We start from the raw sequence: 15,478 nt of genomic DNA on the forward strand, positions 1-15,478 counted from the left end.
AGTCGATCGTAAAGGAGGCTGACGGGTCCATGGCGAGGAGAACAGCGGTCGTCACGGGTGGCGGTTCGGGGATCGGGCGCGCCGTGGTGGACCGGTTGCGCGCCGACGGATACGACGTCGGAGTAGTCGATCTGAGCCCGGGTGACGACGATTTAGCCTACGCCGCCGACGTGACCGACCGGGCGCAGGTGGACGCCGCCCTCGCGATGGTCCGCAGCCGACTTGGACCGATCTCGATCCTGGTCAACGCCGCCGGCCTCGACGGGTTCCGCAAGTTCACCGACATCACCTTCGAGCAGTGGCAGCGCGTCATCGACGTCAACCTCAACGGCGTCTTCCACTGCGTCCAGGCCGCGCTTCCCGACATGCTGGCCGGAGGCTGGGGCCGCATCGTCAACATCTCGTCATCGAGCACCCACTCCGGTGCGCCGTACATGGCGCACTATGTCGCGGCGAAGTCGGCGGTGAACGGGTTGACCAAGACTCTGGCGCTCGAATTGGGCTCCGCCGGGGTCACGGTCAACGCGGTACCGCCCGGATTCATCGACACCCCGATGCTGCGCGCCGCCGAAGCCCGCGGCGACCTCGGCGATATCCAGGCCACCATCGACGCCACTCCCGTGCGACGGATCGGCCGACCAGAGGACATCGCGGCGGCGTGCGCGTTCCTCGTCTCGGAGGAGGCCGGCTACATCACTGGACAGCTCGTGGGCGTCAACGGCGGGCGCAACACCTAGGCGGAGACCGTCCAACAGGCTGTGCGAGGATCGCGGAATGCCTGACGAAGCGGCGCATTTCACGCCAACGGACGACGACGCCTTCATGCCGACGCGGTTCGCCCAGAGCCACTGGGGCGACGACCACCTCAACGGCCCCGCCGTCGTCGGTCTGGCTGCCCGAGCGTTGGAGGATCACTGCGGGTCAGCAGAGTTCATGCCGGCCCGGTTCACCGCCGATCTGTTCCGCGCGGCGCGTACGGCGCGCACCACCGTCGACGTGAGGGTGGTTCGCGACGGGCGGCGGGTCCGTAACGCGGAATGCGATGTGCTGCAGGACGGTCGAGCGGTAGCGCGGGCGACGCTGGTCCAATACCGGCGATCGTCGGCACCGCCGGGCCGACAGTGGGCCGCCCCGGCAGCCGCCATCACCCCTCCGGTCCCCGACGACGAACTGGCACCCTTTGTCGGCAGTGACGACGGCGGCTGGACACGTTCGCCCGGCACACACCAGAACGCCTCACGTAAGCGCTTCTTCAATGACGGCATCGACATCGTTGCCGGAGAGCAGCTGTCCGCGTTCGTCAGGGCGGTGATGCTCGCCGAATCCACCAGCCTCGTCACCAATCTCGGCACCGAAGGTATCGGCTACATCAACGGCGACCTGACCGTCGCGCTGTCGCGGCTGCCCCTCGACAGGTGGCTGATGGTGCAGGCCGACAGCCACTTGGCCTGCGACGGCGTGGCCGTGGGAACCGCGACACTGTTCGATCGACGTGGCGCGTTCGGGTCGGGCATGGTGACGGCGGTGGCGAACCCGGCGGCGCAGATCGACTTCAGCCGACAGGCTTTCCCCAGGAATGGCCTGAATTACGAGTAGTGCGAACGCATTTGTCGGTGCTGGTTGGCAGAATACGGTTATGTCCTCGACCGCCGTCTCCGACGCTTCCGATGCTTCGGTGTTGCCGAAGGAGCGGTTGGCGGTGTTGTTCGAGGAGGTGGCGCAGTTGTGTGGGCAGCGCAACGCCATCGATGGGCGGCTGGTGCAGATCGTGGCCGAGATCGACCGCGACGGGTTGTGGGGTATGACCGGGGTGCGCTCGTTGGCGGGGTTGGTGGCCTGGAAGACCGGCTGCACCGAGGCCAACGCCAAGACCATGGCCGCGATCGCGGCCCGCTGTGAGGAGTTCCCCCGCTGCACCCAAGCCCTTGCCGAGGGCCGGTTGTCACTGGATCAGGTCGGGGTGATCGCCCAGAAAGCCGGTGCGGGCTCTGATGCCCACTACGTCGAGTTGGCCGGTGTGGCCACCGTCAGCCAGCTGCGCAAAGCGATCAGTTTGGAACCGCGCCCCGAGCCTGAACCCGCACCGCGGCGCGGATCTGAGCGCTCGATCACCAAGACCTCCGATGCCCACGGGGCGTGTTATCGGATCCGGTTGTCGCACCCGGATGCGGCCACGTTCGACGCCGCCCTGCAGTCGCACCACGAGGCGCTCATCGGTGAGTGGAAACGCGACCACAACGACGACAAGCACAGTGCTGGCGAGCACAGTGCTGGCGGCGGTCAGGTGCCGCCGTTTCCCACCGTCGGGGACGGGTTCATGCGGCTGGTGGAGGCCGGCTGGGACGCCGAAGCCGCCCGGCGCCCCCACCACGCGCACACCACGGTGATCGTGCATCTCGATGTCGACAAACGCGCCGCGGCGCTGCACCTGGGTCCGCTGCTCACCGACGCCGAACGCCGATACCTGACCTGTGATGCCACCTACCAAACCTGGTTCGACAAAGACGGGCAGACCCTGGGCTGTGGGCGCACCACCCGCCAGATCAGCCGCCGGCTGCGCCGCGCACTGGAGTTCCGCCATCGCACCTGCGCGGTGCCCGGCTGCGGGGCCACCCGCGCTCTGCACGCCCACCACATCATCCACTGGGAAGACGGCGGAGCGACCGAACTCGACAACCTGGTGCTGGTCTGTCCCTACCACCACCGCATGCACCACCGCGGCCTGATCACCATCCTCGGACCCGCACCAGCGATCACCGTGCTCGACGACGACGGCGAGCCCCTGCACCCCGGATCCCTGGCGCGCCCACCCACACAACCCCCACCGATGGTGCCCCCATACCCCGGACCCCTGGGCGAACGCGCCCAATGGTGGTGGTACGACCCCTACCAGCCCCAACCACCACCAACGAACAACTAGCGACCCAGCGCGAAAATCTCTGCCGTACACCCAATTCGGCACGCTGCTGTTCATCGACTCAGGGTCTCAAGTACGCGGGATCGACGCGATCACCAGCCGCTGTTGTTGCCGTTCCGGTTCCGAGTCGCCGGGTTCTCGATCGGACCGCGCCTGTCGGGTGCGACGCTGATCGGCGCGCGTGTCACATCGATTTCGGGCTTATTCGACTGTGACGGAGATGAATTCCGCGGCGGGTAGTACGGCGTGTAGCCCGGCGCACTGTCCTGCACTGACGCGGGTGGCGGGGGAGCGGGCGGCGGCGGAGGAGGCGGCGGAGCTACAGCGGGAACACTCGTCAGTGTCGGCTGTACGCCGGGCGGTGACGGTGGTGCGCTGCTGGGCGCGGCGCTCGACGAGGGTGCCGGTGCGCCGTCGGTCGATCCGTCGGGCCCGGCTGAATCGCTTCGCAGCACCATCGGCACGATCGCGAGCAGCAGCGCCGCGGCCGCCAAGAGCAGCAGCGCGGTCAACGCCGCCTTCGTGCGGTACCACGGATTGCGCGCGGGCTTGAACGTCAGGGTGCCGACGATCGCAATGCCGGCGGGGCGCTCGATGAACGGGTGAGCGTAGCTCGTTGGGCGGGGCTCGTCCCACGAGTCGGCTTCGACCGCCGCTCGCGGTGGGTCAGCGAAGGCCGTGAAGTCGGCCAGGTCGTCCGCGGGCGCGGCGCCGATGTCATCGGAGGTGAGCGGAATCGGCTCGGTGATCGGATCGTGGGCGGTGTCGCGGACGTGGATGGCCTCGGCACCATCGTGGTGGACCTCGTACCCGGCATCATACCGGGCGTCGTCGGTCGGCTCGACCGGGATTTCTTCCAGGTCCCAGCCCCACAGGGCCCCGCGCTCGGCCATGCGAGGATGCTACGCGCCGGCGTGTGAGAACACCGTGCCCCTCCAGCAGCTCGCCACATCCTGATGCACGTCAGGAATCTCGCTGATCGGACCGGGATTTCGGTGAGCGCCTCCGCGTGGGGGACTCCGTCGTGCGAGTCGACAGCCGCGTCAGCGCCGACACGCCTGGCACGGTGGAGACCGCCTGGTACACCTCATTGCCCGTCGCGACGAGTGCCTCCAGTTGAGGCAACAGAGCGTCCATGGTCCGGAGCATCGGATCGGCCAAAGCCAGGTACCGTTCGGCACGGTCGATGGCCGTGTTGAGGCGCTCGGTCGCCGTGGCCAGGTTCTCGATCAGGTCGGGCAGCTGGCCGGCGAGTTGGAGCGATGCCGGTGGGATGCGCATCGCATCGCTCGCGACGGACTGGGCTGTCTCGGCCGCCGCCTGTGCGGCCGCCACCACATCTTTCGGGCTGGGGACTTTCTTGCTCATCTGGTCAACGATGCCGCACGTCTAGACCGCTGTCTGCGCATCGGCGGAGTAGACCCGCTCAACGCGCGGCCTGCAGCGTGATGTCGGAAATGCTGGTGCGGCTCTGCCCGTCGGTGGTCCCCAGCTTCGTGATCCACACGAGCACATTGGCCGTCTCAGTGCCGTCGTCGACCGGGATGCGGTTTTCTCCCGGTTCGAGCGGAACGCTCGGGGTGAGTTCGGTCGTGTTCGCCAGGCTCGCCGGGTTGGGGCTGTCGGCCGCTCGGATCTGCACTTCGGTTCCTGTGCTCGGCACGTCGACGGTCACTTCGCTCAGCGCGGTCGGCTCGGGCAGCCGCAGGAGCAGTCCGACACCTTGTTTGAACGCGGGAAACGGGGTGGCATCGGTGTAGATGTCGGTGGGCCACGACGTCCCGGGATCCCCGTCGATCGCCTTACCGGCTTCGTCGGGATGGTCGGGGGCGCCGCCGGGGGAGAAGACCGTGGCGCTCTCCGCCCTCACGACCGGTCCGGGGCCCCCGTCGGACCACAGGCCGAACCCCTTCGTGAGGACGACGGCCGCAATCGCGACCAGCGCGACCACACCGATCACCGCAGCTCGGACAATCGATTCTGTTCGCCGGGACTTCGGCGCGGTGGGCGCGGAGGACACGGCGGAACTGGCGCTCGATTTGCCTGACAGCACGGGCCGGCGTCGCCCCCTGGTACGTGCCGAATGGTTGATCACCGAATCGGCCATCAGAAGGGCGCCATCCCAGATGCCGTTGACCTCGACCACGTCCCCGTCGGCGAGCGGCCCGGCGATGGCGGCTCCCCGCAGCTCGGTCGGGACCACCGTGTGCACAGCGCCGGTCGACTCGTAGCGCTCCACGCGGAAGGTCCAGACTTCCTCGTCGCCGCTGCCCGGGCCTGCCGCTCTCTTATGCACAGCGCGTGCGGTGCCGTGCACCGTCATCCTGTCCAGTCGCTTCGTGTGCTGCGGTGCGACGGGGCCAGACTCATCGGCGAAGGCGAAGGGCGCGGTGTGCACGCCCGCATCGGGCGGGCCGGGTGGACCCGGCGGCGGCGCCAGCACACGGGTCGCCGAGGCGCAGTCCGGGTCACGTTCGGAGAGTGCCCGAGCCAGGTCCATGCAGCGCGGATACCGGTCGTTCGGGTCCTTGGCAAGGGCTTTGTCGAGGACACCATCGAGATCGGCGAGATCGGGCCGACGGTCGGAGAGCTTGGGTGGCGGCTCGTTGAGGTGACACCCGACCACGACCGCCCGATTGGAGTGGTTGAACAACGGAGCGCCGGTGAGCAGGTGATAGGCGGTCGCGGCAAGGGCGTATTGATCGACCCGGCCGTCGATCGACCGACTGGTCAGCTGCTCGGGTGCCGCGTAGGTGACAGTGCCGATCGCCATGTTCGCCTCGGTGAGACCGCTGATGTCGTCCGCCTCGCGAGCGATGCCGAAGTCGGTGAGAAGCACCCGGCGCCTGCCGCCGCCGGACGGTTCGGTCACCAGGATGTTCGCGGGCTTGACGTCCCGATGCAACAGCCGCCGTTCGTGCGCGAAGTCCAGGGCCTCGGCCACGGCCGTCACGATCTCGGCGACCTCCTCGTGCGGCATTCCGGACCGGTAGCGCTGTTCCACCAGTTGACCGGCGTCGGTGCCCTCGACGTAGTCCATCGAGATCCACAGCCGACCATCGAACTCGCCGCGGTCGTGAACGCCCACGATGTGCGGATGCCACAGCGTCGCGGCCAACTCGGCCTCTCGATTGAAGCGCGCCCTGAACTCCTCGTCGCCGGTGGCGTCGAGGGACAGAATCTTCAGAGCATCCAAGCGCGGTAGTCGGGGATGCTGGGCCAGGTAGACCTCGCCCATGCCACCAGAGCCGAGAAGCCGCTGAATGGTATAGCCGGCGAAAACCTCGCCGCTGCTAAACGGCATAGCGGCAAGCCTACAAAAGCGGCGAACCGCAACGCCGTTACGCCGGAGGGGCTGCGGGTACCCGATGACGACGTAGTTCGGCTGGACCAGCTCAAACCGCGTCTGTCGTAGTGGCGGGCGGTGGGCTTTGATCGCCACGGCCGCTCCGGCGCGAAAGGAAACCAAGAGGTGCAGGCTTCGTCCGCGAGTTCGCCCGATGTCGCCGACCGCGGGAACTCCGCCGACAGCGGCGGAGAAGCGCCATGGCACACCCGGTCGGTACCCGACACTGAAGCCGCGTTCGACGTCGACGCATCGGTCGGGCTCGACGAATCGACGGTCGCGGAGCGACAGCGGGAGTTCGGGCCCAACGAGTTGGGCGAGGGCGCGAAGGACCCGGCGTGGAAGAAGATCGCCCGGCTACTGGCCGACAAGATGACGATCGTCTTGGTCGTCGCCGCCGCGGTCAGTGCCTTCGTCTCCAGGGAGTGGGAGACCCCGGTCGTCATCCTGGTGGTCATCACCTTCAACACGGTGTTGAACTACGTGCAGGAAGCGCGCGCCGAGAGCAGCCTGGAGGCGTTGCGCGAGTCGTCGGTCGCGCAGACCCGGGTGCGGCGGGGCGGCCATGAATCACAGGTGCCTCCCGCAGAACTGGTTCCGGGTGACGTGGTCCGCCTCGAGGCCGGTGATGCGGTCCCGGCCGACGGCCGGCTGGTTGAGGCGGTTCGCCTGCAGGTCGCCGAAGCCTCGTTGACCGGTGAGTCGCAACCGGTCGACAAGACGACGGAAACCTTCGACGACCCGAAGCTCCCCATCGGTGACCGCGCCAACATGCTGTTCATGAACACGGCCGTCACCCGGGGTACGGCGACCATGGTCGTTACGGCCACGGGGATGAGCACCCAGATGGGCGCCATCGCCGGTCTTCTCGGCGAGGCCGGCGGCGGCAAGACCCCCTTGCAGCGCCGCATCGACCACCTCGCCGGCGTGTTGACGGTGGTGGCCATTGCCGTCGTCGCCGTGGTCTTCGTGATGGGCCTGTTGCGGGGTCAGTCCTGGTCCGAATTGCTCCTGACCGCTGTCTCGCTCGCGGTGGCGACCATTCCCGAAGGTCTGACTGCGGTCGTGGCTTTCACCCTGGCCATGGGCGCGTCCAAGCTGGCTCGGCGGGGCGCGATCATCAAGCAGCTCGCGGCGGTCGAAACGCTGGGCAGCACCGCCCACATCGCCACGGACAAGACCGGCACATTGACGCTGAACGAGATGACAGTGCGGCGGCTGCTCATCGACGGCCGTGCCTTCAAGGTCAGCGGGGAGGGATATTCGACCGACGGCAAGATCCTCACCCCCGACCGCCGGCCGCTGCCCGACCTGACCGACGCGCTGCTGTCGATGGCGCTGTGCAACGACGCCTCGATCAACGACGGGCAACTGGTGGGCGATCCCACCGAGGGCGCGCTCGTCGTACTGGCCGAAAAGGGCGGCATCGATGTCGAAGGCGCCCGCAAGTCACACCCGCGGGTGGCGCAGGTTCCGTTCGACTCGGACTACAAGTTCATGGCCACCTTCCATCGGGCCGACGACGGCGGTCCGGAGAGTCACCGCTGCTTCGTCAAGGGTGCGCCCGGGGTGTTGTTGGAGCTGGCGGATTCCGTGTTGTCCGACGACGGGCCCCGACGGCTGGAGTCCGCAGATCGCGAGCGGATCGGTGAGCGTATCGACGAGCTGGCCGCCGAAGGGCTGCGCACGCTGCTGATCGCCGGCCGCGACATCGACGGGGACCTCCCGGACGACCCCGATGAGCTGAAAGCCTGCGTGACCGGCCTCACCGTTTACGCCGTTGTCGGCATCGTCGATCCCGCACGGCCGGAAGCCGCCAAGGCCATCCAGGTGGCGCGCGAGGCGGGCATCGTCGTCCACATGATCACCGGCGACCATCTCGTGACGGCGTCGGCGATCGCGGATTCGCTGGGTATTCCGGGTGATTCGGCCGAGGGCTCGGGGCTCGACGACCTCGACGATGACGCGCTGCGCGACCGCGCCCGTGACTACGGGGTGCTGGCGCGGGTGGCCCCCGAACACAAGATCCGGTTCGTCAAGGCGCTGCAAGCACGCGGCGAGGTCATCGCGATGACCGGTGACGGTGTCAACGACGCTCCTGCGCTGAAACAGGCCGACATCGGTGTCGCGATGGGCATCACCGGCACCGACGTCTCCAAGGGTGCGGCGAAGATGATCCTCACCGATGACAACTTCGCCACCATCGTCGCCGCGGTGCAGGAAGGCCGGGGGATCTACGCGAACATCGTGAAGTTCGTCCGCTTCCAGCTGACGACGGCGTGGGGCTTCGTGCTCATCTTCCTGGTCGCCGGAGCCCTGGGACTCGCGGGTGGCTCACCGTTCACCGCACTGCAGATCCTCTGGGTGAACATCATCATGGACGGCCCCCCGGCGATGGCATTGGGTGTCGACCCGCCCGAAACCGGCACCATGACAGCGAAACCACGTCCGCCCCACGAACGGCTGTTGAACCGGCAGAGGCTCGTGCGGATCTTGCTGTTGGGTCTGGTGATGACGGTCGGAACCGTCGCTGTGCTGGCCTTCGCCGACGACCTGTTCCCGGAAAGTGCCGGCGATCCGTTGTTCGTGACCACACTGGCGTTCACCACGTTCGTCTTCTACCAGGTGTTCAACCTGCTCAACGTGCGGTCCGTCAAGCATTCGGTGTTCTCCCTGCAAACGTTCACGAATCGCTCGATCTGGGTGGCGCTGGGAGCGGTCATCGTCCTGCAGATCATGGTGGTGAACCTTGGTGTCCTGCAGGACTTCTTCGACACCACCTCGCTGACATCGGCGCAATGGGGGCTGGCGATCCTCGTGGGATCGTCGGTGCTCTGGGTCGAAGAGATCGTCAAAGCCATTCTGCGCGCACGGGATTCCTCAGGTACGGAGTCCGAGCACCAGGACGGGTCGGCCACCCATATCGAGTCAGAGCTGTCGAAACGCTGACCGCGTCCCGTCGTCGCGATTCGCACATCTGTTTGACCTTAGAGCGAAAAGTACGGCCGGTCACCATGTTCCATGGAATTGACGTCGTTGACGTATTTTGCGGTTTCTTGGCGACTTCGTGTCGTACGCTTTCGCGGCAGTCGCCTGTGCACCGTCCGCGGACGGTTCGACGCATTGGCGGCGAATCATGTGGGGTCATTGCCGACGGCTTTCGGGGGGATGCATGGGGTATGCGCAACACGTCGGTCGAGTAGGCGCGTTGGCGGTGGCGCTGGGAGTGGGCGCCGCCGTGGCGACCACGCCGGGCATAGCGCGGGCCGACGACGGTTCTTCGGTATCTCCGGGGACCGCCGAGCCTTCGTCGTCCGACGCCGCCGACGTGGTGAACGGGGGGAGTGGCGTACCGAGCGTGGCACCGGCGCCGGATCGCGTCGACAGCAGTGCGTCGGGGAGTATCGCGCCGGACGGCCCCCAGGAACCCACGACGGGTGCAACCACCACTATCACGGTCGGCTCAGCGCCCCCGGTCACCATCACGAGTTCGGGCGGCGCCAACTCGAGCGTCGGCACCGAGCCGTCGGTGACCGAAATCGACTCGGCGGATGACGACGAGGCTGAGGAAATACCGGATCTCGTCACGGCGCCGGCTTCGGGCAAGACGCCGGAAGCACCGAACGGCGGGGTCGCGACCGCTGTACCGACTCCCGGCGGCGATGTCCACGAGTCAGCCTCGGGCGTCGTCGACCAAGTCCGCACCGCCGTCGAGAGTGACGGCAGCAACGCCTTCTTGGGCGTCGCCGGGACCGCCGACTCCTTCGGAGCAGCAGGCTCGACGGTGCAGTATGCACCGGCAGAGCAAGCGGTCGCGTTCTCCGTCGCCGAGGCCGTGGTGTCGACGACATCGACGCAATCGGCGACACCGCTCGTCACCCCGGTCGTGGTCACCCCGATACGGCAGCAGCCGCCGGGTCCTTTCCAAGTTCTCGGAGCGTTGCCGGGCGCGCTCGCCAACGCCGCCGTAGCCCTGGTGACGGCGGCGCTGGCGCCGCTGTTCGCGCCCGGGATCATCAATGCTCCCAACCTCCCACCTCAGACACCGGCGCTGTGGGTGATGTTGGCCTGGGCGCGTCGACAGCTGTTCAACGCCAAGCCGACCCTTGCTCCCGTCGCGGCGACGACCGACCCCACCACCGGCCTCGTCACCGGCGACCTTCACGCCAGTGACCCCGACGGGGATCCGCTCACCTTCACCGTCGTTCGCCAGCCCGCGAACGGTGAGCTCGTCATCGATTCGGCAGCCGGCACGTACACCTACACTCCTCGTTCGGGTTTCGCCGGCAGCGACACCTTCGTCGTTACGGTTACCGACGGGGGACCCGACGGCCTGTTCGGCTTCCTCGAGGCCGACAACGGCCACAGCAGCACCGCCGCGATCACGATCCGGGTCCCGTCCCTGGCCGCAGACCCGGCGTTCACCATCGAGGGCACCGACGCCGAGACCGGCGCAGTCTCCGGCAGGCTCAACGTCACCGGCCTCGACAATGGCGCGGCCGGCCTGGCGGTCACGTCTGCGCCGTCCCGAGGCGCGGTCGTACTCAATGCCGACGGCACCTTCGTCTACACCCCGACGCCGATCGCGCGGGCGCTGGCGTCCTGGTCCGACGAGGACGTCACCGACTCCTTCACGGTGACCGTCTCGGACGGCTTCAGCGTTCCGAGGAGCGTCACCGTCACCCCGGTCGTCGACCCGTCCCTCAACGCGCTTGCCTACATGGTGCCCGCGGACTCGGGCTTCAACAGATATCTTCTCGACACCGCGGTACAGCTTGACCCAGTGACCGGTCGCGTCTACGCCGAGCGGGCCCACGGGGACTACCGGAATTATGTACCGGGCCAACCGGTTCCGACTTACCTGAGCCTGGTCGCGATTTCGCCCGACGGCACGGTCGTCGAAACCGACGAGGTCCGCGCCACGGGACACGAGGGCACCGCCATCAACCCGGTGACCGGCGTCGGATATCTCGTCTCCACCTTCGCCGATCCGGTCACGGGAGTCACGACCAGCCACATCGCCGTCATCACCGCCGAGGGTGACGCCCGCGTGATCACAGCGGCCGGCACCGCGATCGGCGGCACGGTGTTCAACGCCGCTACGGGACACGGGTACCAAACCATCGAGGGTTTCGACCCCACCACCGGACCGGTGACCCATGTCGTCCGGTTCGACAGCAATGGCGAGCTGTTGGGCATCGATAAGCTGACCGGCCGGGCCGTGGGCGGCGTCGTCACCGACCCGGTCACCGGGCGGGCCTTCCAGACCACCGAGGTGGTGCTCCTGCCGTCCAACGTGTCGACCACCCACCTCACGGTCTTCGCTGGCGATGGCTCGGCGGTGACCCACAGCGGGTTGGCGGGCAAGCCGGTGGGCCAGGTGATTGTGAATTCGACTACGGGCAGCGTGTATCAGACCTCCAGGATTCGAGACCGGATCACCGGCACCAACGAAACCGCCGTCGTGGTCGTGGACGCCACGGGCACAGTGGCGCACACGGAGATCATCTCCGGGTTGCCGATCGGCGGCGTGGTGGTCAATCCGCTGACGGGCTCGGTTTATCAGACGACGCTTCCGAACATCGGTCCAGACGACCCGTTGGTCACCGTGGTCACCGCGGTACATGCCGATGGCTCCAGTGTCACCACCGGTCGGCTGCCCGGGTCACCCGACAGTGGCGTCATCGTCAACCCGGTCAGTGGGACTGTCTACCAGCTCACCACCGACACCGCCCTGGACACCCTGGTGAACGTCATCGAGGGAGATGGTTCGGTCCACACGGCCACCCTCCCGGGAGGGATCACGGGCGAGGTCCAGTTCAACCCGGTCGGCGACTCCGCTTATGTCACCACCACCAACGGCGGCGTGACCTCTCTGACCATCGTCGACACAGCCGGCGACATCCGCACCGTGCCCGGGTCGTTGGTCGGTGTTCCGGTGTTGGATCCGGTGACCGGACAGGTGTTCGTCACCAGCGCGGGCAGCGACGGTGCGACGCTCACGATCGCCAACGCCGATGGCAGGGTCCTCGATTCCCTTGTGCTGGGCGGTATTCCGCGCGACGGTGCCGGACGGAACCCCGTCACCGGCACCATCTACCAAACTACTAACCCGCAGGACCTCAGTTCGACCACCGTGCACATCATCGGCGCCGACGGCGAGCGCATCGCCACTCATGTCTTGCCGGAATCGACGGGCTTCGGTGCGGTGGTAAACCCGAAGACGGGCATGCTCTACCAACTGACCACCTATGACGACCGCATCGCCGGCACACTGCACGTCATCGACACCGAGGGCACGGTCATCGCCCACGAGGTGCCCGGATGGCCTTTCCCAATAGACGATAACCAGGGCCTAATAGCGCGCGTCGTGGCCAACCCGGTGACCGGTGGCGCGTATCTGGTTGTCACCGACTATGTTCGGCCTGAATTCAGTCCGGCTCCAAGGGCCGAGATCGTCGTTGTCAGCCCCGATGGTGCTGACGTGACGGTCGTCGGCGAGAGCGACGGCTTCACCGGCGCGGTGGTGCGGGAGCTCGCGGTCAATCCGGTGACCGGAGTGGCCTATCAGCTCAGCCTTCTCGTCCTTCCAGGGGGCAGCGGTATGTTGATCACGTCGATATTCGACGATGCGAGTGTCGTGGTCACCGATCCGCTCGCCGGGTTGAGCCAACGCAATCCTGTCGTCGACCCCCGTACCGGCACCGTCTACCAGGTGACTGACAGGGGAGTGTGGGTCGTCGACGTCACGCCGGAAGCACTGTCCGTGGGGTGAGCCGCAGCAGCCAACCCATTCGGCCGGTTCGGTGGGGCCAATCGGAAGTAGGGGAGTCAGGTCTTCTTGCGCGTGGAGCGGCCCCGCGGGGGCTCCTTGTCCGGCGGTGTGGCGCGCCGGTTAGCGAGCCTGCCGAGGTGCGAGACGCCGGGCATCGTCGCCACCGCGCCGTACACCTCGTTGCCGGTTGCGACTAGTGCTTCCAGTTGGGGCAGGATCGCGTCCATGGTCCGGATCATCGGGTCGGCCAACGCCAGGTAGCGTTCTGCGCGATCGACGGCTTGGTTGAGACGTTCTGTTGCGGTTGCCAGGTTTTCGAGCAGTCCGGGCAGTTGACTTGCCATCTTCAGCGACGCGGGCGGAATGCGCAGGACTTCATCGGTCACCGACTGAGCAGTGGCGGCTGCCGCCTGCGCGGCCTCCTTGATATCTTTCGGCGTGGGAACCTTCGGGTTCGGCATAAGACAACGATCCCGCACTCGCGGACGGTTGTGCACCATTTGCTGCAAGCCGGTGCGTCGAAGGGCGGTGACTGCCGCGAACAAGACCGTTCGACTTCGACGGGAATCGCTCAGCCGGAATGCCGATGGTCTGTCGCATAGGCCCGTACCACGGTGGCGGTATCGCCGCCGAGTTGCAGGAATTCTTGGTCGAGCAGTTCGGCGAGACTGTCGAGGGCAGCTGTCATCAGCGCGCCCGTCAGCCGTACCTGCGACTGCGTGCTGGCGGTCGCCTCAGCGGCCAGGTGGGTGGCATATTCGAGCGAAGCTGCCAGAGAAGCATCGGCCTCCAGGTCGCGGAAGTAATACGTGGCGCTGTACTGAGTGAAGTCGTTGCGAGCTTCGACGATGCTGGCAGCCAGCGAGGCGAGCACATCGACGGGGATGTCGTCGATTCCAAGGTCAGGCTCGGCCTGGCGTGCTTTCCGCAGGGTCGACAATTGCATTGCCAATACGCGCCGACGATGCAGGGCAGGGTATATCTCGAGAACCCAGGACACCGCTGCGGTGAGAAGCATGAATCCGAACAGCGCCTCCAACGGTGCGAGCACGCGAAGCGATAGCGACAAGGGCACGATATCGCCGAAGCCGAGCGTGCCAACGGCGACCAGCGAAACGTACAGCGAATCGAGCAGATCGTGGCGTTGGCTCGGATCCAGCTCGGCGCCGTAGGCAAAACCGTCCGGCATCTGCGCAAGGTAGATAAGCGTCCAGCCAACGACGGCGACCAACCCCCAGGCGAGCACCACCATCGCGATGCCCAACGGGCCGGTCAAGGTCGAGATTCGGCGCTGCGGCGGGAGGAATCGCAGCAGCCGCCAAATCAGTCTCATCACCAGCGGCGCGATGATGCCGTGGCCGATCGGATGAAAGAGCGTGTGGAAGACGTCGCGCACTATCGCGACCACGAGCAACAGGCCGACCACGGTCAGCACCCACTCCATAAAGCATGTCCTCCGTGTGCTGGCCGGTCGGTTTCATCGTCGGACCTGGTGCCTCATGGTGAGGCGCCCGCGTGGATCGGTCACACGGCTCCCACCAATCTAGCTAGCTCACTGGGGTGGGGGTGAGGAACGGGGGGCTCACCGCGACCGCTGTAGCGTCGGGCGATGTGATCAGCGAGGGGAAGACAGCGGGTGATGACGCGATCACGCTGGCGGCAGAACTCATCGGACTCGACTGGCGTGTCGGCCAACTGTTCAAGCATCTCGGAGACGTTCCGGTAGTCGGAAACCATGGGTTTCGTGGCCATAACCGATCAGAGCGGGCGTGCCCGGCACCAGTGGCCGAAATCCCCTCGGCACAGGGCACTTTGTACCTATTGGCTCCTGTCGCGCCGGGAGTTGAATGGATGAATCAAGGATCTTTCGGTCCAACATCGATTCACGGAGGTCAACATGGCAGGCAACGTCGCTCGCGTAACTGAGTTAAGCGCCAGGTCGGAAACCAGCTTTGAAGATGCCGTGAAGACTGGCCTCGCGCGGGCCAACGAGACGCTCCGTAATGTCAAGTCCGCCTGGATCAAAGAGCAGTCGGTGGATGTGGAGAACGGCAGCATTGCGGCCTACCGCGTCAACATGCTGGTCACATTCGTGCTTGAGTGAGGGCCCTTCTCGGCCAGTGGCTCACCCTGGGTGAGTCACGGCCTGACTGGTTCAAGCCGTTGAAGGCACGACGAACGATTGCGGCGCCTACCGCACCCCGGACAGCCGGACGAGGTCATCGGCCGGGACGCCTGAAACGCTTCTCGTACGAGCCAACAATCTTGCCTCGCCGTCACACCGTCCGCTTGTCCGTTGGTGGCGACTTCGACTGTGCACGTAATTTTCTCGTGTCCATCGCCTCTTGGAGCCGTAGCCGGGCCGGCGAGCCGTGTCGGTGGTCGTCATTATGCTGACCAGATGGCTACGAGTGGCAAACGGCGAGGCAGTAATTGATCG

11 protein-coding genes are annotated in these 15,478 nt (G+C 66.6%); 6 read left to right on the plus strand and 5 right to left on the minus strand.

The annotated features are described in order from the left end of the window. Nucleotides 1-29 precede the first annotated feature (29 nt). From K3G64_RS19395 to K3G64_RS19405, 3 genes are read left to right on the plus strand one after another with little or no spacing between them, the layout of a single operon-like run. Nucleotides 30-737 carry an SDR family NAD(P)-dependent oxidoreductase gene (locus tag K3G64_RS19395; RefSeq protein WP_238886597.1) on the plus strand — a complete coding sequence of 236 codons (708 nt, stop codon included), beginning with the start codon at nt 30-32 and terminating at the stop codon, nt 735-737. A 37-nt stretch (nt 738-774) separates the two neighbouring features. Further along, complete coding sequence (locus K3G64_RS19400; protein WP_238886599.1) at nt 775-1,596, plus strand: acyl-CoA thioesterase domain-containing protein; 822 nt, start codon at nt 775-777, stop codon at nt 1,594-1,596. 40 nt (nt 1,597-1,636) lie between these two features. Beyond that, nucleotides 1,637-2,920 (plus strand): HNH endonuclease signature motif containing protein, encoded by a 1,284-nt coding sequence (locus tag K3G64_RS19405; RefSeq protein WP_238886601.1) that lies wholly within the window; start codon nt 1,637-1,639, stop codon nt 2,918-2,920. A gap of 89 nt (nt 2,921-3,009) precedes the next feature. On the opposite strand, the gene K3G64_RS19410 is transcribed toward K3G64_RS19405, so the two are convergent. The 3 genes from K3G64_RS19410 to K3G64_RS19420 form a co-directional block, all read right to left on the minus strand. Further along, nucleotides 3,010-3,810, minus strand: a complete 801-nt coding sequence (locus tag K3G64_RS19410; RefSeq protein WP_238886602.1) for a hypothetical protein — start codon at nt 3,808-3,810, stop codon at nt 3,010-3,012. 70 nt (nt 3,811-3,880) lie between these two features. After that, nucleotides 3,881-4,285, minus strand: coding sequence for a hypothetical protein (locus K3G64_RS19415; protein WP_238886604.1), 405 nt, complete (start codon nt 4,283-4,285; stop codon nt 3,881-3,883). A gap of 58 nt (nt 4,286-4,343) precedes the next feature. After that, nucleotides 4,344-6,221, minus strand: a complete 1,878-nt coding sequence (locus K3G64_RS19420; RefSeq protein ID WP_238950832.1) for a serine/threonine-protein kinase — start codon at nt 6,219-6,221, stop codon at nt 4,344-4,346. Between the two features lie 168 nt (nt 6,222-6,389). Between K3G64_RS19420 and K3G64_RS19425 the strand changes: the two genes are divergently transcribed. Together K3G64_RS19425 and K3G64_RS19430 are read left to right on the plus strand one after the other, a co-directional pair. Next, nucleotides 6,390-9,212, plus strand: coding sequence for a calcium-translocating P-type ATPase, PMCA-type (locus tag K3G64_RS19425; protein WP_238886606.1), 2,823 nt, complete (start codon nt 6,390-6,392; stop codon nt 9,210-9,212). Nucleotides 9,213-9,435: 223 nt separating this feature from the next. Continuing rightward, the gene (locus K3G64_RS19430; RefSeq protein ID WP_238886608.1) at nt 9,436-13,038 is read left to right on the plus strand and encodes an Ig-like domain-containing protein; all 3,603 of its coding nucleotides are present in this window, start codon (nt 9,436-9,438) and stop codon (nt 13,036-13,038) included. A gap of 56 nt (nt 13,039-13,094) precedes the next feature. Here the strand turns inward: K3G64_RS19430 and K3G64_RS19435 are convergent, their stop codons facing one another. Next, a complete protein-coding gene (locus tag K3G64_RS19435) occupies nt 13,095-13,499 on the minus strand; it encodes a hypothetical protein (protein ID WP_238886609.1) in 405 nt (134 codons plus the stop codon). A 110-nt stretch (nt 13,500-13,609) separates the two neighbouring features. After that, nucleotides 13,610-14,482: a potassium channel family protein gene (locus K3G64_RS19440; RefSeq protein ID WP_238886610.1), complete on the minus strand. Its 873-nt coding sequence runs from the start codon at nt 14,480-14,482 to the stop codon at nt 13,610-13,612. 453 nt (nt 14,483-14,935) lie between these two features. Between K3G64_RS19440 and K3G64_RS19445 the strand changes: the two genes are divergently transcribed. Then, on the plus strand, nt 14,936-15,142 hold the full coding sequence (locus tag K3G64_RS19445) for a dodecin family protein (RefSeq protein WP_238886611.1): 207 nt from the start codon (nt 14,936-14,938) through the stop codon (nt 15,140-15,142). Nucleotides 15,143-15,478: the final 336 nt, after the last annotated feature.

Source organism: Mycobacterium sp. IDR2000157661 (assembly GCF_022317005.1).
GTDB lineage: Bacteria > Actinomycetota > Actinomycetes > Mycobacteriales > Mycobacteriaceae > Mycobacterium.